17 protein-coding genes and 2 pseudogenes are annotated in these 20,798 nt (G+C 37.1%); 15 read left to right on the forward strand and 4 right to left on the reverse strand.

Annotated elements, in window-relative coordinates:
* Positions 1-889, forward strand: an 889-nt coding sequence (locus BLP68_RS18150; protein ID WP_207647942.1) for a matrixin family metalloprotease, incomplete at its 5' end; no start/stop codon positions are given.
* An 83-nt stretch (positions 890-972) separates the two neighbouring features.
* Positions 973-2,019, forward strand: coding sequence for a hypothetical protein (locus tag BLP68_RS18155; RefSeq protein WP_091546690.1), 1,047 nt, complete (start codon positions 973-975; stop codon positions 2,017-2,019).
* Between the two features lie 219 nt (positions 2,020-2,238).
* On the opposite strand, the gene BLP68_RS18160 is transcribed toward BLP68_RS18155, so the two are convergent.
* Positions 2,239-2,910: a hypothetical protein gene (locus BLP68_RS18160; RefSeq protein ID WP_091546692.1), complete on the reverse strand. Its 672-nt coding sequence runs from the start codon at positions 2,908-2,910 to the stop codon at positions 2,239-2,241.
* A 9-nt stretch (positions 2,911-2,919) separates the two neighbouring features.
* Positions 2,920-3,117: an S-layer homology domain-containing protein gene (locus BLP68_RS18165; RefSeq protein ID WP_091546695.1), complete on the reverse strand. Its 198-nt coding sequence runs from the start codon at positions 3,115-3,117 to the stop codon at positions 2,920-2,922.
* Positions 3,118-3,406: 289 nt separating this feature from the next.
* Here BLP68_RS18165 and BLP68_RS18170 point away from each other — a divergent pair, with 289 nt between their 5' ends.
* From BLP68_RS18170 to BLP68_RS22015, 7 genes and pseudogenes are all read left to right on the forward strand, one after another.
* Positions 3,407-4,570 carry an aldo/keto reductase gene (locus BLP68_RS18170; protein ID WP_091546698.1) on the forward strand — a complete coding sequence of 388 codons (1,164 nt, stop codon included), beginning with the start codon at positions 3,407-3,409 and terminating at the stop codon, positions 4,568-4,570.
* Positions 4,571-5,352: 782 nt separating this feature from the next.
* Entirely contained in the window at positions 5,353-6,396 is a 1,044-nt protein-coding gene (locus BLP68_RS18180) for a YheC/YheD family endospore coat-associated protein (protein WP_091546703.1), read from the forward strand.
* Positions 6,397-6,792: 396 nt separating this feature from the next.
* Positions 6,793-7,707, forward strand: a complete 915-nt coding sequence (locus BLP68_RS18185; RefSeq protein WP_091546706.1) for a helix-turn-helix transcriptional regulator — start codon at positions 6,793-6,795, stop codon at positions 7,705-7,707.
* A gap of 74 nt (positions 7,708-7,781) precedes the next feature.
* Positions 7,782-8,030: a zinc ribbon domain-containing protein gene (locus BLP68_RS18190; protein ID WP_091546710.1), complete on the forward strand. Its 249-nt coding sequence runs from the start codon at positions 7,782-7,784 to the stop codon at positions 8,028-8,030.
* 195 nt (positions 8,031-8,225) lie between these two features.
* Positions 8,226-9,098, forward strand: a complete 873-nt coding sequence (locus tag BLP68_RS18195; RefSeq protein ID WP_091546713.1) for a phosphotransferase — start codon at positions 8,226-8,228, stop codon at positions 9,096-9,098.
* 123 nt (positions 9,099-9,221) lie between these two features.
* Positions 9,222-9,539, forward strand: a pseudogene (locus tag BLP68_RS22350) (AAA family ATPase).
* Between the two features lie 21 nt (positions 9,540-9,560).
* A complete protein-coding gene (locus tag BLP68_RS22015) occupies positions 9,561-9,872 on the forward strand; it encodes a hypothetical protein (RefSeq protein WP_207647944.1) in 312 nt (103 codons plus the stop codon).
* Between the two features lie 89 nt (positions 9,873-9,961).
* On the opposite strand, the pseudogene BLP68_RS22490 reads toward BLP68_RS22015, so the two are convergent.
* Positions 9,962-10,069, reverse strand: a pseudogene (locus BLP68_RS22490) (IS3 family transposase); the annotation flags it as partial.
* 375 nt (positions 10,070-10,444) lie between these two features.
* On the opposite strand from BLP68_RS22490, the gene BLP68_RS18210 reads away from it, so the two are divergent.
* From BLP68_RS18210 to BLP68_RS18230, 5 genes are all read left to right on the forward strand, one after another.
* Complete coding sequence (locus BLP68_RS18210) at positions 10,445-10,939, forward strand: MarR family winged helix-turn-helix transcriptional regulator (RefSeq protein WP_330389229.1); 495 nt, start codon at positions 10,445-10,447, stop codon at positions 10,937-10,939.
* A gap of 81 nt (positions 10,940-11,020) precedes the next feature.
* Positions 11,021-12,187 carry an ArsA family ATPase gene (locus tag BLP68_RS18215; protein ID WP_091546721.1) on the forward strand — a complete coding sequence of 389 codons (1,167 nt, stop codon included), beginning with the start codon at positions 11,021-11,023 and terminating at the stop codon, positions 12,185-12,187.
* 16 nt (positions 12,188-12,203) lie between these two features.
* Positions 12,204-12,425 (forward strand): hypothetical protein, encoded by a 222-nt coding sequence (locus BLP68_RS18220; protein WP_091546724.1) that lies wholly within the window; start codon positions 12,204-12,206, stop codon positions 12,423-12,425.
* A 15-nt stretch (positions 12,426-12,440) separates the two neighbouring features.
* Complete coding sequence (locus tag BLP68_RS18225; RefSeq protein ID WP_091546727.1) at positions 12,441-13,601, forward strand: ArsA family ATPase; 1,161 nt, start codon at positions 12,441-12,443, stop codon at positions 13,599-13,601.
* Between the two features lie 611 nt (positions 13,602-14,212).
* Entirely contained in the window at positions 14,213-18,625 is a 4,413-nt protein-coding gene (locus BLP68_RS18230) for an MBG domain-containing protein (protein ID WP_091546730.1), read from the forward strand.
* Positions 18,626-18,708: 83 nt separating this feature from the next.
* On the opposite strand, the gene BLP68_RS18235 is transcribed toward BLP68_RS18230, so the two are convergent.
* Positions 18,709-19,335, reverse strand: coding sequence for a TetR/AcrR family transcriptional regulator (locus tag BLP68_RS18235; protein WP_091546732.1), 627 nt, complete (start codon positions 19,333-19,335; stop codon positions 18,709-18,711).
* A gap of 275 nt (positions 19,336-19,610) precedes the next feature.
* Between BLP68_RS18235 and BLP68_RS18240 the strand changes: the two genes are divergently transcribed.
* The gene (locus BLP68_RS18240; RefSeq protein ID WP_091546735.1) at positions 19,611-20,525 is read left to right on the forward strand and encodes a DMT family transporter; all 915 of its coding nucleotides are present in this window, start codon (positions 19,611-19,613) and stop codon (positions 20,523-20,525) included.
* Positions 20,526-20,798 lie beyond the last annotated feature (273 nt).

The following is a 20,798-nucleotide window of genomic DNA, read 5'->3' on the forward strand; positions in this document are numbered from 1 at the left end:
TACTGCAGTAGCCGGAACTCTGACATTAGATGCACATTGGATTCCAAGTGTCGTAACAATTACGTACAGGGGCAACGGACATACCAGCGGAACTGTACCAGCTAATCAGACCCTCACTACTCCGGGGTCAATTACACTTAGACCGCAGGGAAATTTAAGAAGAACAGGACGTGTATTCATAGGGTGGAGAGATTCAGCTGGCAACATTTTCCCACCCGAAGCATCTGTTAGTATCAATGTGCCTGTTGCTGGAACTTTAACCCTTGACGCCCATTGGGTGGATTGGATTTGGCATCAAGATATTAATGCTACTACTGGCACTAATATAAATCGTGTAGGATTTTGGTCTGGCACTGGTAGCATCAATGTACACACTCATACTCTTGGAACGGTTTCAGATGGCTTTGTATTCCATTTTAGAATGCTTGAAGCTCAACAGGCGTGGAGTAATGCGTTAGATGTACCCATTACCGGTGTTACACAAGCAGAAAATGCACATATACGTTCATTTGGTGGACAAAGAGCAGATATTGATGATTTACGCGGCGAAGGACCTTCTACTTGGGCGGGTCTTGCAGTATATCCAACAACCGCATTGGAACAAAACATCATTTTAGATGATACAACCAGAAATGTGTTAAGGTTTTCGGGGCAAGCACGTATTTTTGTTATTGAAAGATCGACAGACACCACTTGGACTCAGTATGATATAGATATAACAAGAAAGGTCACAGTTCATGAACTCGGACATACTCTGGGGTGGATGGGTCATACCAGTCGTATACTTGCTGATGATACATATGTTATGTGGTGGCAAGCTAATACCCACTTTAACCTAAGACCAAATGAAATAAGGCATTTGAAACAGATTTATGATCATTTCCGCTAGTTGTTGAGATATCCTATAACAGAGTGCGTTATCGGTCGATAATCACCATTGCGTTTAAATAATTAATTTAAAGGAGAATTATAATGAAAAAAGTATTATGTGGAGCAGTTTTGATTGTGTTGTTATTGTCTGCCTGCACTACATCTGGAGATTTACCCTATCCTGCGGATGCGGATAAACATCTTGATTATAAAGATAATTTAGCAGAGGCTGATGACACAGAAAATAATCTTGTTTTCGAAGATGGTTCATTAGAAGCCGCAACAGATCCTGATCCTAATACGCCTATGCCTGAAGCTTCTTTCGACTATTTAACTTTTGAAGATGCACTGTTGGAATTTGCTACCGATGTAGTCATCGCGCAATATGTGGGAAGCAGACCATTCGGGAAAAGGTTGACAGAATTTGAATTCACTATATCAGAAAGAGTTTTGGGCAATGCCGCAGATAGAATATTTGTATATGCGGATACTAATGTGAGTACTCACGTCTTCGATGTGTCGAGAGAAGTTGACTTTATGCCCGGCCAGTTAACATTTAACTCAAAAACAAATTATATGTTGCCGCTTATAGCCATAGGTCAGCCTCATGCAAATACTCACGATGATGGATACACATTTATACGCAACATCGTCATAGACTTGGATAATCCGTCAAGAAGCGTAATGTATAGCGAATCCTTGACAGAACATTCAGCGAACTTGGATTTCAAAAAGCATGTTTCAAAACAGGAAGTGGTGTCGTTTGTTGCTGATTTGACAAAGAATAATCCGCCGGGGAGAAATTTCATTAGGTCAGAATCAATCGAAGACATCATTGATGAATCGCCTTATATTTTGATTGTTGAAATCAATGATCCACTTAGATTATCTCACGAGCAATCTACGACAGATTGGGGAGCTACCGACCTTTATAATGTCACTGTTGTCCGTTCACTAAAAGGCGATGTTGATGTAGGATATGAATTTGTAATGATATTCCTTGCTGATACGGTTCTGCCGGGAGAACAACATATTATCGCTACGGGTCCGCCTGCTGAAGGAAGTAGTTTTTACAGATTTTCTTCCAGAAATAGCCTATTTAGAATGGAGCAATTAAAAGAGGTCATGTCTATGCTTAAACATCAATAATTCGGCAAGCAGGGATATGCATGACAAGGACAACAACGGTGCAAACTGAAACTCAAAATGAATCGGTTTTGCCATATAAGATGTGGGGCTAGGGTGTTTCAATGCACATCGCCCCATTTCTTCTAATGGAACGTCTTAAGGGGTGCCTTGACCTTAAATATGTATAATCCAGGATGGCTGAACCTAAAACCTGTTGTTGGTGTTAGGGAAGGCGAGAAACTAAAACAGCAACTGGTTGAACACCGCTGTCTCTAGCTGTAGCTCTAAAATGTTTATAATATGGTTTTCTGAAAAATCAATGGCTATTTGGTCGATTTCATAGAAACCAAAACCTGAGCTTAGACGAACTTTTATTTCGCTAACTGGGTCTTTAATAGTGTTAAGATCCAAAGGAACAAGGAACTCTTCAAGCAAATGCATACCTGCTTTGATTTCTCCCTGCTTTATCCATTCTTCACCATCCCATAGCTCTATTCTTAAGTTGACCAAACTGACAAAATCAAGAAGTTTATCTTTGTAGGATGGTGTTTCTAGTACTCTTTCAATCCACCACATGTTATTTGTTCCATGGATTCTGTCGATAATGAAAGTACCTAACTGGTTAATTAACGCCGTCTTCTGAGTACGAATCATTAATTTCGCCTCATTACCAGCATCTTTAGGCTTGCGAAAGGTGATATCGTATGTTTCTACATATTTACCTGAATCTACTATGTTCCCTTTAGAACCAACCAGTTCACCTTCTCTGATTATCTCCTCTAACCTGCTGGTTCCACTAGAATCGATAAATTCAATAGGTGCAATTATATTCTTGATGGTATGGGGGTTTCCAAAAATATCTGGAATAACTTTTTTATCTCCTATTGCAACTGGGTACCCTAAACTCTTCATCAATTTTTGCTATTTATGCTTTATCAGTGTCATTACTGCTTCTGCTCTTGTGATATTGTTTGTAGGCTTAAAGCTGCCATCAGGATAGCCTCCCATATAGCCTTTAGCTGCGACTTCTCCTACATAGCCCTTTGCCCAATGAGCAATAGCACTAGCATCGGTAAACCTATTGATTGCACTTGGGTCTTCAGGTGTGTTGGTAATCATTGATAGTACAACTGTTACCTCCTGCTGGATGATAGGTCCTTATTTTGCATATTATATTATGGTATTTTGTATTAATATGTATTTCTATTTTGGAATGTATATTGAGTCTATGTGTATATTTTCCCTTTTCCCTACAATAGTCCTTACTTGAATTGTTATTTTAGTAGTATAATAGTAAAGAGGGTTAACTATAAGTCGTTGGAAACCAATAAAATAGATGATATAGCAATTTTAATCATGGCAATACCTTTACCATGGCTAGGAAACAGCGAAAGGAATGAACTGATTAATGAAGTATAGAATAAATCCTAAAAATAATGATAAGCTATCTATTCTAGGTTTTGGATGTATGCGTTTTCCTAGAGATGAAAAGGAAGTAGAGAAACAGATCATTTATGCAATTGAAAATGGTGTTAATTATTTTGATACAGCATACATCTATCCAAACAGTGAAGCGGTTTTGGGTAGAGTACTGGCAAAGGGTTATCGGGATCGTGTTAAAATTGCAACAAAACTTCCTCCATACTTAATAAAGAAATATGAGGATTTTGATAAGATCTTTAATGAGGAGTTAAGCAGATTACAGACTGATAGAATAGATTACTATTTCATTCATATGCTATCTGATGTCAACACGTGGCACAGGTTAGTTAATATCGGTATTCTAAGGTGGATAGAAGAAAAGAAACAAAAGGGTCAGATTATAAACATAGGATTCTCATACCATGGTGGTAGGGAGGAGTTTATAAGTATTATCGATGAGTATGACTGGGAGTTTTGCATGATTCAGTACAACTATATAGATGAAAACAATCAAGCAAGTAAAAGTGGATTGCAATATGCAGCAGCTAAGGGGCTACCTGTTATGGTTATGGAGCCATTAAGAGGCGGAAAGTTGGTAACCAATCTTCCCAAAGAAGTTTATAAAATATGGGATAAGGCATACCTTAAGCGTTCTCCTGCAGAATGGGCATTTCGTTGGATTTGGAATCACCCTGAAGTAACTGTTGTATTATCAGGAATGAATTCTATGGAGATGGTAGAAGAAAACATAAGAGCAGCGGCACAGGCTGAAGCAAATTCCTTCACAAAAAATGACCATGAGTTGTTTAACAAGGTACGTATTATTCTAAATGAAAAAATCAAAATTCCATGTACTGCGTGTAATTACTGTATGCCTTGTCCAAAGGGTGTAGATATTCCTACTGTTTTTTCTTGTTATAATGATGTGGAGATAGAAGGTAAACTTATGGCTAAGATAAAGTATTTGGTACAGACCAGCCTAAAGACTCAGGCAAGCAATGCATCCTTGTGCTCAAGCTGTGGAAAATGTGAAATCCATTGTCCACAAAAAATTGAAATTCAAGATGAACTTAAGAACATAGTTAAAAAAATGGAAGGCTTTCATTATAAGCCTGCAAGATTTTTAATTAAGAAGTTTATGAAATTGTAGGTAAGAAGATTAGTTTTAACTTGTCAGATTGACTCAGGGCACAAATAATTGATTTATAAAATACTAATGAAAAAAGAACTTCGTGAAATGGTTTTGAGGGAGATGATAATCTTGTAGCATTTCCCGCGGGCCACACAACCGTCGTTCGACTTCCAATAACTCGGCCGAGATGTAGCTTTTACCGGTTTGGCGATCATAGGACAATGGTATAAATGCTTTTCCTGGCTTTGAAGTGTTAGAACCGATTATTTCAAAAAAGTACACTCAATTGATTAAAACACTGGTGAGGCAGAAGAACTGTCTCCCTGCCTCCCTTATTATCTGTGATCCCCTTTTTTGGGTGCCGACCGCATGAACCGGATGGGAAAGCGTTGACACACCTAAAAATACTTAGCCATTCATCGAGGGGTCATGTTCTATTGATGTGATTTGAGCGCAGCAATAACGAACAAAATTTGTCTGTCCGACGGGATTGAGAACAATAGTGTTCTCCTCTACCGCTATTAACTCACCCATAAAAGGTTCCGGGCCAGCGGCACCTCCGGTAGTAAAAACCCGAATGTTGTCTCCTATTTGAACTTCGAACTCAGTACCGACTCCAAGAAGCTCATCGCACCGGCAACAGCAGACTCTACTATTTATACCCATGTTAAAACACCTTCCTTTTCATTTTGTTGGTATATCATATTAAGCTCCAGGTGAATATGTTACAAATTACATATTATCTTGTTGGTTAATCACAAAACAGGTGAAAAATCCATATAATATAACAGGTGATTGATATGAAAGAAAACCCACAAATTGGAATAGTTCTGAAAAACCCTAAACCTATTTCCCACTATGAAAGTGCGGCATGCCTGGGAGCAAATCTGTTATTATTTAGCCCTTCGGGAATTATATGGAGGAAGCAAAAAATTAAAGGATTATTGTTCAGTGATGGAGTATGGAAAAAGACATACTGCTCTTTTCCTTTGGCAGTCTACAATCGATGCTATTCATCCAAAAGTTCGTTGGCTAAAAAGTTGGAAAGCGTTATCGGCAGAGAAAAAGTTTTTAATCATATAACCAGGTTCGACAAATGGAAAATTTACCGCATCTTAAAAAATAGTGAAGTTCATGAATACCTGCCAGATACCTACCGATACAATCAGGAAAATATGCTGAATCTGTTACGCAAATACAAAAAGTTAGTTCTTAAGCCTTCCAGGGGCTATTTAGGGCGCAGCGTTTACCGGTTAGAACTAGCTGGCAACAGTGAAATGCAATTGTTTTTTAAGACCAACATTCCTCGCCTAACAACAACCAGCCAAACAGATTTTATTGAAGAGATAAAAAAAATAACAGGTACAAGAAGTTTTATATTGCAGCAGTTCATTAGCCTAGAGGAAAAAGATAAGCAGGTCTACGATATCCGTATGGTTGTACAAAAAAACATCAGTGGGAAGTGGGATGTTTCGGGCGGCTGTAGCCGGCAATCTTTAGCAAATTATTACCTGACAAACTCGATAAGAAGGGTAAAAAGCTTTGATAAATTAATTGCGGAGGATAACCTGGTTTCAGAAGAACTCATAGAGCAAATTAAAAACATCAGCCTTAAAGCAGCCGTCAGAATTGAGGAAGGACTCGGGCATATGGGAGAAATCAGTGTTGACTTCGGAGTGGACTTTCAAGGCAAACTTTGGATTATAGAGGCAAATGGTAAACCTCAAAAGATATTGATTGACAAATTGAAAGACGACGAACTTAGCGCAAGAGTATACCTGAGGCCTCTGGAGTATGCTTTTTATCTAGCAGGAGGCACAAAAAATAAAGGAGAGTTTCAATAGTAAAGACTGTTTGGGATCTCGGTTTAATCAATATAAACACCATAGCAATTGATGAATAAGGAGTTGTTTTGGTATATGATCTAGGTGCCCATTCGGCGCCTTAAGGGGTGCCTTGACCTTAAAGATGTATAATCGAGGCTGGCTGAACCTAAAACAGCAACTGCCCTCGGAGAAGCTGAGGTAAAGTGGCAGACCGACAGGAAGGGTTCGATTCCCCTCGCCTCCATCAAATTATATAAAGGATAATTAGATAAAAATCTAAAAATATCTCAACACGTTTAATTTATAAATCCTTCATTGTTGAAAATATAAAGGAATCTTAGCGCTTGTATGGAATATTAAGAAAAGGAAATAAAGACTAAACTTTACCATAAGGCTCTGGAGGTTGGTTTCACGATGAAAATAGATAGGCTGCTTGGTATTCTAATGATGATCATAAATAACGAAAAAATCACTGCAAGGGAGTTGTCTGAATATTTTCAGGTATCAGTTAGGACAATACAAAGAGACATAGATACTTTGAGTATGGCTGGTATCCCTGTATATTCTGAAGTTGGGAAAAAAGGTGGGTATCAATTACTTAGTGAATATAAATTAGATAAAAATTTCCTAAAAACAGATGAAGCGAAGGTTCTTAATAACCTTTTAGAGAGTTTACAAAAAGCAGTGCCTTATACAGAGATAAAGTCAGTATATAATAAATTCTCAATGCTTCTCCCATCAGATTCAGAAGACCATAAGATAGTATTTAAATTAAGTCCCCTCATTAAAAACAAAAGATATAAAGAGAATCTAGATATAATAACCAAAGCAAGGGATGGTTATCATAAAATCTATATTCAATATATAGACGCAAACTTTCAAGAATCTGATAGAATCATATGTCCGTATACAATGGTAATGATGGGATCAACTTGGTATATTTATGGCTATTGTGAGCTTCGGGAAGATTTTAGAATGTTTAAATTAAGTAGAATGATATCCTGCAAATTATTAGAGTGTGAATTTGAAATTAAAGAAACTTCTAAACCTTTGCCTTGGGAAAATAATTTAGAATCTGGAAGACCAACAACAAAAATAAAGCTAGAAATAGATAAAAGTTTGCAGGCTAAGCTTCCAGACTATATTGATTATGAAAACTGTAGAATTGAAGGTGATAAGATCATTGTCCATTTAAATTTCACTGTTGACGAGTGGCTCTATTCATTCCTTTTGGGATTAGTTCCTTATGTAAAAATCATTGAACCATCATGGCTTAGAGAAGAATTTATTAGTAGACTTAATTTATCAATTGAAAAAAACAAACTATGACATATTGCTGTCATAATATATGTTTTACAATGAATAAGTAAAAAGCTATTAATATATTAAGGGAGTGTTGAATGATGAATATTTGCCAAAGCTGCGGTATGTCAATGGAAGGTGAAGGGTTATATGGAAAGAATAAAGACGGATCAATTAATACTGATTATTGTAAGTATTGTTATCCTAACGGGGAGTTTAATAAACCCAATGAAACCTTTGATGAAATGGTTGAATCATGCATACCATTTGAAGTAAGAGCAGGATTTACAGTAGATGAAGCTAGAAAACGATTAATACAAAACCTTAGAACCCTTAAGAGATGGAGGTAGATAGGGAAGTATATACTATCTAAATTAAAGGAGATCTAAGGGGGCATAACTATGTTTACAAGAAATCAAATTGAAGAAGGTATGATATTAAGACAACAAATAAAAAAGCTAGAAAATGATACGATTAAGTGAATTTTATTAGATGCTGGAATAGACTGTAAGATTAAACAGATTGATGAACCCCATTCTTGGATCATGCAATCCCAACGTATACATCTAACTGATGGAAGAAGTCTTTTATTAAAAGCAGGAGTCAATCCAGACTGGACAGAGGCTTCAACAATATTAAACCAAATAAAAGCTACTGAATTAATTAAATCAACTGGAATACCCCAACCTAGCATAATATCCTACTCAACAAATCTAGAGGAATATGGGTTTTTATTTGTTCTATCAGAATACCAAAGGGGGGTGAGGATGGGTGATGCCTATAACTTGGCCTCTAAAGGTGAGCGTAAACAAATATATAGCTCTCTAGGACAAACATATTCCCGAATTCATAGCATTAAGAATGATTGGGCAGGTGTTTGGGACGGAGACCCTAGCAAAAAGAAATATCCAGTTCATCCAGCAGAGTTTTATAGAGATGCTGAAATATATGGTGGTAGTAATCGATATTTACTTGAAAACAGCATGATAACTACAGATATTTATGAGAGAATATGTTCTGTATGGGATGAAAATCTTCGATATTTAAAACAAAGACAAAGTTCATTGGTACATATAAGTCCATTTCCTTGGAGTATTTACATGGGTAAGAGGGAAAAAGGGTTTACAGTTGATCGGGTTTCAGCCCTTGCTGATTTTATGTGGTGGGATGCTATGTCTGATGTTGCCCATTTACTTTATCCACCATTTTTAAATATAAATGACGAAGAAAGAAATGCTTTTTTAAAAGAATACAAATCGCCTTTAGATGAAAGGGCAATTAAGCTTTACACTTTATTAAATAGGTTATGTGCAATGTCAGGATGTTATCTTGCTCCATTAGATCGTATTTATGCTAAAACTTGGATTAAAGAAGAAGTGAAAACAATAAAAGAAGTTTTAGATAGACTAGAAGCTTAGTTTAGTAAGGTAGTTCAAAAGTATTTTCAAGATAATGTGGATATAATTGGTGGAGGCGGCTCATACACCAGTCAGAACAAGATGGTAATAAAATGATATTTGACCCTTTGCTCAGATAAATTTATGACACGTGGTGTGTTGTTAGTTGGTGTTCCGGGATGTGGAAAGTCTTTGTCTGCAAAAGCTATAGCAGCTTTTTGGCAGCTTCCACTGTACAGGTTAGACTTTGCTACTGTTCAAGGTCAGTATGTAGGACAAAGTGAACAGCAGTTAAAAGATGCCTTTCAAACTGCTGAACATGTATAACCGTGTGTACTATGGATAGATGAAATCGAAAAAGGCCTTGGTGGTTCTGGGAGTGATTCGTCTGGCGTAACTACAAGAATGGTTGGGCATTTCTTATTTTGGATGGAAGAATGTAAAAAACTGGTATTTGTATAAGCTACGGCTAACGATGTTTCTATGCTTCCTTCTGAGTTATTAAGAAGAGGACGATTTGATGAACTGTTTTTCGTTGATTTGCCTTCTGAGGAAGAACGTAGAGAGATTATTGATTTATATGCAAATAAGTATTTAAAAATGAAATTATCTGATAACACTATGGAGGAAGTAGTAAAAGTCACAGATGGCTTTACGGGTGCGGACATAGAATCATCAATCAGAGATATTGCATATCGCTTGATAGCAAATGAAGAGTTACAGCTTACAGATGAATTATTATTAACTTCCCTTAAAAACGTTGTTCCATTATCACAAACTAGTCCAAAAAAATAGAAGCAATTCGTGATTGGGGACGAGAGAGGGCTGTTCCTGCGTCTGGAAGACCTATTGGTGGAATTACAACAGAAACTGCTACGCTATTGTTATGCAGCATTAAGATTAAGTCTGTATTCTACTGGGCTCATCCAACTTAATGACTGTTTGATTCTTTGCTCATTATAATATTTAATAAATTTTTCCATAGAAGCTTTCTTTTGTTGTCTTAACTTTTCAGATTACCTCCCGTTACGAGGAGTTACTTTTTTACTTATTTCCTATTAAATACTGGGTTGTTAAGGAGGCGATTCTCCTTTTTATCAATAAGGAGAATACAGCGAAGCGTCCTAAGGAAATCAGGGGTTCCTTTGGAAAAATAAAAGAATAAGTGAATCAGGAGTATCAAAGATTTTTAGCAGAGAGAATATGGCAACTGAGATTTATGATTTAAAGAGGATTATTAGTTTGTCAATTTGTCAAGCCTGAATCCTATGTCATTAACTAAATTATATATTGACAAAAAAATACTTCTAGTATAGAATTAAAATATACTTCGACTAAAGAACTATTTTGAGGAGATGTTTATAAAGTTGAATGAAGAATTTAATTTCGAATCGTTAATTTTTGAATATTTAGATCAAATTAAATTTCTGTTTTTTCCAGACCAATGGAGTAGTGCATTCTTAGATTACTCTAAGAATGAAGTATTAGTGCTTATATTCCTTTATAGAAAGAAAAGTGCAAATATGACGGTGATATCCGATTATATCAATGCCCCCCTTAATACAACAACCGGTGTGGTGGGTAGATTAGAGAAGAAGCAAATGGTGGAAAGAAAAAGAAATGAAGAAGACCGAAGGATTGTAAACATTGTTTTGACAAGTAAAGCCTATGAATTTATAAATCTAGAGAAAAAGGTTATTGAACATATTATTAAAGAAGTTATAACAGTATTAACAGAAGAAGAAAAGGCTACTGCAATAAATATATTCAATAAAATTCTTTCATTATTAAAACAAGAAAAGCAGCAATTAAATGATGAAGACCAGCCAGTTAAGAAGGTTAAACGAATTCTTATAGAATAGCTTAGTATAAACTAAGTTATTTTTAAAAACAAATACTTCGATTAAAGAACTATTCCTAAAAAGAACAATAGGAGGGATATTATGGGAAGAGTTATTATTTTTACAGGCAAAGGTGGAGTAGGAAAAACAACAGTAGCAGCAGCCCACGCAGTTAAGGCAGCAAAGGACGGGAAAAAGACATTAGTGGTAAGTACCGATATGGCCCATAACTTAAGTGATTTATTTATGAAGGAGATTAAAGAAGAGCCAGTGGAAATAAAAAATAACCTCTGGGCATTAGAAATTGATTCAAATTATGAGATGGGTAGACACTATGGAAGTATTGTAGAAGCCTTTAAGAAGATGCTTCCATATGGAAGTGGAGTTGATGGAGAGGTTTTGGAGGATATAGTTGTATTTCCTGGTATTGAAGAGCTGTTTTCCTTACTTAAAATCAAAGAGATATACGATCAAAATACATTTGATTTAATAATAGTAGACTGTGCTCCTACTGGTGAAACTCTTTCATTATTGAAATTTCCTGAGCTTTTTTCATGGTATATGGAAAGGTTTTTTCCAATCGAAAAGGTTGCTATGAAGATATTAAGACCTATTTCTAAGGTGGCCTTTAAATTAGAATTGCCAGATGAATTAGCTATGAATGATATTGAGAAATTATATGTAAAGCTAGGAAGTCTTCAAAATCTATTAAAGAATAGAGAGGTATGTAGTGTAAGACTTGTAACTATACCAGAAAAAATGGTTGTAGAGGAAACTAAGAGAAGTTACATGTATTTAAATCTATATAATTTTAATGTTGACGGCCTATATATTAATAGAATAATACCAGAGAATGTAGATAATCACTTTTTTGATCAGTGGAAGGAGATTCAAAAAAATTATCTAGAAGAGATAAATTCAGTTTTTACTAATATTCCAATCTATAAAATAAAGTGGTATGAAGTAGATATTAATGGGGTTGGTGCCTTAGAACGAATTATTGAAGACTCTTTAGATGATAGGAATATATTTAAGGTTCTGAAAACAATTATAAATGAAACCTTCGAAAAGACTGAAAAGGGATATCGCCTAGATGTATATGTTCCCTTTGCTGATAAAAGAGAATTTGATCTTTTTGAATCTGGTTCAGATATCATAGTTAAAATAGGAAATTTTAAACGAAACATTCCAATACCTCATACAATCAAGAAATACTCAATAGCTTCTGCACAGCTTAATAACGGAGCACTAAGTATCTATTTTGAATGAAGGGAAGGTGCTTTTCATGAATAAAGTGTTTATTAAGAAGATGATTATGGCTGAAAAATTAAAGTACGAAGCTATAAAGGAAATTTTGCCAAAGGATGTAAAAGAAAATCTTGAAGAATTTGAAAAGGGAGCACTTAGTTTATTAAAGGAGGTTGCCTTAGAAATAATCAATGAGGAGATGCAAAAGGAAGAAAGTAAAAAAATAGTAAAAAAGGTTGATATTGATTTTACAAATTAGCTAGGAGGGGATTATATGAGGATCATATTATATACAGGAAAAGGTGGAGTAGGCAAAACCAGTGTAGCTGCCGCCACGGCTTGTAAAATAGCTAAAGAGGGTAAAAAAGTACTGGTGGTTAGTACAGATCAGGCCCATAGCCTAGGAGATTCCTTTGATATTAAGCTTTCCAATGACCCTTTGAAAATAGATAATAATCTTTATGCTATGGAAATAGATTCTGTTTTAGAAAACGAAAAGGCATGGGGAAATATAAAAGAATATATCGAAAAGCTAATTACACTAAAGTCGGATAAAACTATAGAAAGTGAAGAGCTATTGATTTTTCCAGGATTTGAGGAACTATTGGCTTTGGTTAAAATAAAAGACATATATGATGAAGGAAAATATGACGTACTTATAGTAGACTGTGCTCCTACTGGAGAAACTATGTCATTGCTAAAGTTTCCCGAAGTATTTAAATGGTGGATGGAAAAGTTTTTTCCAATTAAGAAAAAAGGTGCAAAGCTAATGAAACCCATAGTTGAGGCTACAGTAAAAATACCCGTGCCTTCAGATGATACCTTTGATGATTTTGAAAGGCTATATTCTAAAATCCATGAGCTTCATAATCTTATGCTGGATAGGGATACTGTAAGTATAAGGATAGTTACTACTCCTGAAAAAATAGTAGTAAAAGAAGCAAAGAGAAGCTTTTCATATCTTCACTTATTTGATTATAACGTAGATGCAATAGTAGTAAATAAAATATTTTCAAAGGATTCTCTCAAGGGGTATTTCCGTAGCTGGGAAGATATACAGAAAGAAAGCTTGGTCGATTTACATGATAGCTTTAAAGGAATTCCAATTTTTAAATTAGAATTGATGAGTGATGAACTAAGGAAAAAAGAGATGCTTCAAAGAGTTGGAGATAAGATTTACGGTGATGCTAAGCCAGAAAATGTACTCTTTAAAGAAAAAATATTTACAATTGAAAAGGAGGATGAAGGATATAAATTAGCTATAAACATGCCTTTTGTTGATAGACAGGAATTGAAGCTATCTCAAAAAGGTGATGAGATAACAATTTCTATAAAAAATGAGAGAAGAAGTTTTATATTACCAACAAAGCTTCAAGCTAAAGAAATAATCTCTGCAAAGTATGATAAAGACAAACTAAACATTCACTTTATGTGAGGATCATAAAATGTGATAACTATTATAAAGAGATAAGTATTTATCACTTAGCTGTTTCATTCGATTATAGGGACGATTTTGTCCCTTCTCCCACCAGCATCGCCTCCACCAGTGAAACCCTCGACCGTATTGAGTCAATTGACTTGATGCGGTCTTTTAGTTGTATTGGGATTTTAAGGGGGCGCTCCATCTTATGACCAATGAGGAAGATACAGCGAAGCGTCCTAAGGACCTGAGGGCTTTCTTTGAAAAAGAAAAGCATTTTATTCATAGAATTTAACCCATGAAATTATTCAATCTAAAAAATTCAGCAACAATGATTAGTGATAAGTAAATGTACAGAAACCAGTAATAATAAGGCAATTTTAACTTATTATTATCTGACATAATACACTTTTATATTGCAAAAATAGGGAAAAAAATGTATACTGAATTAAAAAAGACTATAGTCACAAACTAAAGTCAATTACTGCAGTCAATTTAGATTTTTACTAAAAAATTGATAATGGAGAAAGGATACAAGGTTCTTGTGAGGTCAAACTTAGCAAATGTTGACTGATAAAGAGAAACTTTAATTTTTCATTTAAGAATATTATGTGAGGGGGATAAAAATGAAGGATAGGATGAACAAAACTATTGCATGTCTTAGCTTTTTGTTTCTATTGTTTATTACATATGGAATCATAGGGCTGGCAACAAGTGAAAGGGCACATGGAGAAACAGTAACACAGGTAGTCTACAGCGGAAGTGGTTCAATCACCACTAATGGAATTTATCAACTGGCAAGTGATTTCACTGGAACAATATCCATAGCCAGTACTATAACAGAGGTTAAAATTATAGGAAACGGTTCAGAGCATCAGCATGCCAACACCAATATTATTGTTGCAGGAGATCGGACAGAAGCATTAAAATTAACGATAGAAGATCTTAATATAGCTGCATCATCTGGAGTTCAGGGCATCGACTTTAGCAGTGCAGGTAGCTTTGATCATAAGTTGTATCTCAGCGGTGTATCGAAAATATTTGGTGGAACTAATCGCGCAGGGATTCATTTGCCTAGTAGAGTTTCTCTTATCATTGATTCTGTAGTAGGAGGGACTGCTGGAGAAATACATGTGACGGGCGGTAACCAAGGAGCAGGTATAGGAGGCGGAACTTCTGCAGTAGCAGGCACTAAAACGGTTAACGGAGGCACTATAACGGTTAACGGAGGTATAGTGAATGCGACTGGCGGTAGTAGTGGAGCAGGTATCGGAGGCGGTATTTATGGATCAGGAGGTACAGTAACTATTAACGGAGGTACAGTGACGGCAAGAGGCGGTAGTAGTGGAGCAGGCATCGGAGGCGGTGCTGTTGGATCAGGGGATACAGTAACGATTAACGGAGGTATAGTGAATGCGTCTGGCGGTAATTTAGCAGCAGGAATCGGAGGTGGTAGTTATGGAGTAGGAGGAACAGTAACGATTAACGGAGGTACAGTGACAGCAGCAGGTGTTTCTCATGGACCGGGCATTGGGGGCGGTTTTAAAGGAGCCGGAGGAACAGTAACGATTAACGGGGGTACAGTGATAGCAACAGGCGGCACTTATGGTGCAGGCATCGGAGGTGGATCTGATGGATCAGCAGGTTCAGGAACGATTTACGGTGGTGCAGTAACGATTAACGGTGGTACAGTGACAGCAACAGGTGGTTTTAAAGGAGCAGGCATAGGAGGCAGTCTTAGAGGATCAGGAGGTACAGCAACGATTACAGGTGGTACAGTGACAGCAAGAGGCGGCAGCGAAGGAGCAGGAATCGGAGGTGGTACTAACGGAGCAGGAGGCACAGTTTCCATAAGGGGTATAAATACCCGTGTTACAGCAATGGGCACATCTGGAGGAAGAGATATTGGTTCTGGGGATTCTAGCAGTGATGGAGGAACCCTAGAAGTCCTTGAAGGTGCTTCTGTTGATATAACTAACACTAATTCACAGATAAAACTATCCTTAAGGGACTTTTCTACTGACCCGGAAGGTGGAGCGGATGTGCTTGATCCAATCAGTCTTTCAGTAAATATTGATGGTATTTTCCTTGACACACCTAATGGGCAAATTTTATTTAAAGCCAATGGGGAAGAGGTTGGTAGAGCATTCATTGAAGGTGAGGGTATGAATTTATACGGCACTGCCGGCATGGAGGTTGATGATCTTCTAGGCGGCAATTATACCTTTTTAGTAGAATATGTGCCAGGAGCAGGAGATAGGTTTTTTTCTTCAGACCAAATAGAGATAACTAATTATGCTATTAGCAAGTTTAGTCAGGCTCCCTTAACATTTAATATTCCAGAGACCATCACCTATGGGAACGAACCTTTTGATATTCAAGTAAGCGGTGGCAGTGGAACCGGGGATATAAGCTATGAAGTCACCTCTGGCAACGCCGTCACCGTCGATAACGTTGGCAGGGTTACTATTGTAGGGGCAGGAGAGGCAGAGGTTACAGTAACTAAGACTGGCGACGACTATTATAATGAGGCTTCGGTCTCGATTGTTATTGAAGTTAATAAAGCTATACCTACAGTAACATTCCCCACCGCAATAACTATCTCCTATGGGCAAACTCTATCAGACTCAGAATTTAGATTAGGTGTAGGTGATGGAGCTTTTGCTTGGAAGGAACCAGATACCATCCCAATAGTACATAACCAAGGATATATTGTAGTGTTTACTCCTAACGATCCTGTTAACTATGATTACTCTGGAGTTGAATTAGAACAAACAGTAGCTGTCATAGTAACACCGAAGCCATTAAATATAGAGGCAGAAGATAAGAGTAAGGTTTACGGAGACGAAGATCCACAGTTAACCTATGAGATTACCGTAGAAGAATTAGTAGGTATGGATGTTATCAGTGGCTCCTTAATCAGGGTAGCAGGAGAGGATGTTGGCAGCTATAAAATCCAGCAGGGGGATTTGACAGCAGGAGCTAACTACACCATTACCTTTATAGAGGCAGAGTTAATTATTACTCCAAAAACACTGACCGTTACTGCCCATGACAAGAGTAAGGTTTACGGAGAAGCAGATCCACAGTTAACCTATGAGATTACCGTAGGAGCACTGCTAGGTATGGATGTTATCAGTGGCTCCTTAATCAGGGAAGCAGGAGAGGCTGTTGGCAGCTATAAAATCCAGCAGGTGGATTTGACAGCAGGGGCTAACTACACTATTACTTTCTTAGAGGCAGAGCTAACCATTACTCCAAAAACACTGACCGTTACTGCCCATGACAAGAGTAAGGTTTACGGAGAAGCAGATCCACAGTTAACCTATGAGATTACCGTAGGAGCACTGCTAGGTATGGATGTTATCAGTGGCTCCTTAATCAGGGAAGCAGGAGAGGCTGTTGGCAGCTATAAAATCCAGCAGGGGGATTTGACAGCAGGAGCTAACTACAGCATTACTTTTACTGAGGCAGAGCTAACCATTACACCAAAAACATTGACCATTACAGTCGATGACAAGAGTAAGGTTTACGGAGAAGCAGATCCACCGTTAACCTATGAGATTACCGTAGGAGCATTGCTAGGTATGGATGTTATCAGTGGCTCCTTAATCAGGGAAGCAGGAGAGGATGTTGGCAGCTATAAAATCCAGCAGGGGGATTTGACAGCAGGAGCTAACTACACCATTACCTTTACAGAGGTAGAGTTAATTATTACTCCAAAAACACTGACCGTTACTGCCCATGACAAGAGTAAGGTCCATGGCAAGGCTGATCCAGACTTCACTGTCAGCTATGATGGCTTTGTATTTTACGATAACTCAAACCATCTTGATGGAATATTAGCCTTTACCCGTGAAGTAGGTGAAGCTGTTGGCACCTATACTATTACCCCATCCGGGCTCACGTCGGGCAACTACCACATCGATTACGTGTCTGGAGTTTTAACCATAACGAGGGCAGCAGCTACCACTGGTGGTGGAGGGTATGTACCTCCATCTCCTCAGCAAAAATTTAACGGTGAAATATACATTAGCACCATCAAAACAGTGACAGAAGAAGGTAAGCAGAGGCATACAGCCACAGTGTCGTCCCAAGCCATGAACAATGCCGTGAAGAATGCTCTGAAAGCGGAGATATCCAGTCTTAACCTTATTCTAGAGAAAGAGCAGGAATCACCTGCCGATGAAGTTCAGTTTAGCCTACCGGCTGACATCCTTTTGAGCCTGGTAGAAAACAACATCTCCCTGAAGATAACAACGTCACTGGGGGTACTGGAAATTCCTCATAATACTTTGCTCGCCTTAAGCAGACATGAAGTGGATCTTAAAATAGAGATGGAAAGAATCTCTGAGGAAACAGGAGAAGAAGCCAGACAGCTGGCTCGAGAGGCGGGGGGACAACCCTTGGGGGATAGTACCCGAATCAAAGCCAATATTACTGGCAAAACCGTGGTAACCCTTTCCCTTGAAGGTGTGGAACTGCCAGTAGACCCTGCCGAGAGACAAAGCTTCCTAGACGCTTTGGCTGTCTTTATTTATCACAGCGATGGCAGCACCGAGTCTATTGTTGGAGAGATAGATTATGATGATGAAGGTAACCCAGTGGGTATATCCATATGGGTAGATAAGTTCAGTGATTTTGTAATTGTAAAGATGCCACAAAAGATAATTCTGCTGACCGTTGGCTCAGAAAAAGCGCAGGTGGATGGTGTTACAACGGAGCTGGACGCCATACCCTTTATCAAACAGCCATTTAACAGAACCCTTGTGCCGGTACGTTTCGTGGGTGAGATCCTCGGAGCAGATGTGCAGTGGCTGCCAGAGACAAAGCAGGTGCTGATTATGTACAGAGGAAGGGAAATCCTCCTTACCATAGATTCACAAACCGTCCTTGTTGACGGAGAAGAGCAACAGCTGGACTGCCCAGCTGAAATAGTGGGTAACCGCACCTTCGTGCCACTGCGTTTTGTTAGCGAAACACTGGGTGCGCAGGTGGAGTGGGATGCAGCCACACAAAGCATCACAATAAATCCTTAAACTTACCTATAAAACTAGAAAACCCCCGGAAGACATTGAAGCAATCAGCTCCATATGGTTTCGGGGGTGTTTTCTGGGAACAGCTAGTTCTTAACTTTAATACCATCTAACAGCATTTCAAAATGTTTTAAAACATGCTCCTTATAATCAAAATCTGGATACCTGATACACCACTCATAAGTTAGACCACGAATGGCTAAAATGCAGTGTGTTGTAATTGTATCACTATCTATGCTTGAAGTGAATTCCCCCTGTTGAATACCCCTCTTAATGACTTCGTTGAACATAATGTATAGATCCCTGTTGTAGCTTATAACAGCGTCACCATCTACATTTTTTGTTAGTAAAATTTCATATAAAATTTTCATAACGTCATAACCTATATTACTAGCAATAAAATCGGCAATATTTCCTGCCAAGGAGATAAGTATATGAGATGCTGAAGTTCCTTCTGGAATTCCATCGAGATATAATTTATAGTTTATATCTGTATTCTTTACATTATCAGCAATTAATTGTGCAATGAGGGTATTCTTTGAAGGGTAATGGACATAGAAGGCTCCTTTAGAAATTCCCGCTGTTTCTACAATAGTATCTACCGTAACATTCTCAAAACCTTCATTTCTAAATAACAGGGCCGCTGTATCATATATTTTCTTTTTTGTTTCCATAGATTTTAACTTTCTGTTGCTGATTTTTTCTTTATTCATAATTACCACCCAATCATCATTATTATTATTAAATTACCTCAGTGACTTTAGTCGGGAGGTAATCTTCTTTATTATAACACACAGAATAATTAATATTAAAGTAGTCATAAGAAATCTGGTAAAGCTTTTGATTTACCTAAATTATGGAGGATTTATATTTGTTGTTACTATGGGTGGAAAGACTCACCTGACTAGGATATTCTACTGTTACTCCAACGCATAAAAGTAATTATTTATTTAATCTTAAAAATATCTTATAATGAGATAGAAGTGGGGTGATTACAATAAAAAATTATCATAAGGGATTATCATTTATTTTATTTTCAGCCATGGCCTTTGGGGTAATGCCCATATTTGCTAAGCTTGCCTATGAAGGAGGGATAAGTACTGCAGCGTTATTGAGCCTTCGATTTATAATATCTGGACTACTTTTGTTAATTTACTTAAAGGCTTTTAAGATTAATTGGAGGGTAAGTTATAGAGATCTATTGAATCTATTTCTATTAGGTGGAGTGTTTTATTCAGCAACTTCAATATTTTATTTTTCTTCCATTAAATATATCCATATATCCCTAACAGTATTGTTAATGTATACTCACCCTATGATAGTGGCGATACTTTCGGCTATCTTCAATAAAGAAAAAATTACTCTTAAAATGGTTTTAGCGATGTTTGTTGCCTTCGTGGGACTAGCATTAATTTTGGGAGACTCCTTTATATCTGAATTAAGCGGCTTAGGGATTATGCTGGCTATTGCTTCTGCTGTGTCCTATTCTTTATACATATTTGTAAGCAGTAGGGTAATTAAAGAAGTACAATCCATTGTGGCTACTGCATATATATCAATTTTTGCATCCTTTGGAATGCTTGCTATTGGCTTGATTCAAAGAGATTTAACCTTTATACTAAATAAGACAGTTCTATTGCCCCTATTAGGACTTATCTTTATTTGTACGATATTTGCAATTCTTTTCTTCTTAAGGGGAGTGGAAGTATTAGGACCAACAAAAGCAACAATCATCAGTATGTTTGAGCCTGTATTTGCAGCTGTGTTTTCACTAATAATATTTAAGGAAAAGCTATCTTTTTTGCAGTTGGCTGGTGGAATGGCAGTTCTTTGTGGAGCTTTAATGGTAATAGCAATGAAGGGTCATGAGATAGAAGAAGTCATTGATAGTACTAATATATAATTTGCTGAAGAGTCTCTTTTTTATATAGTATTATAAATTCTAAGTAAATTACATCAACTCATCTCCCATAAGGATAACAAACTTGAATTACGAATTGTTACAGTTGATGCCCTTGCTTCATATGGAGTTACTCATGTAGATTTTCTACTTTCAGACGAGGAACCAAGTAGGCATACTAAAAGTGGTAAATTTAAGCATATTATAAATATCTAATGAGTTAATCAAAACTTATATCATGTAATAATATAAGATGTAATACACAATTTCTGAAGA

Origin of the sequence: Alkaliphilus peptidifermentans DSM 18978 (assembly GCF_900101495.1) — a bacterium.
GTDB classification, from domain to species: Bacteria; Bacillota; Clostridia; order Peptostreptococcales; family Natronincolaceae; genus Alkaliphilus_C; species Alkaliphilus_C peptidifermentans.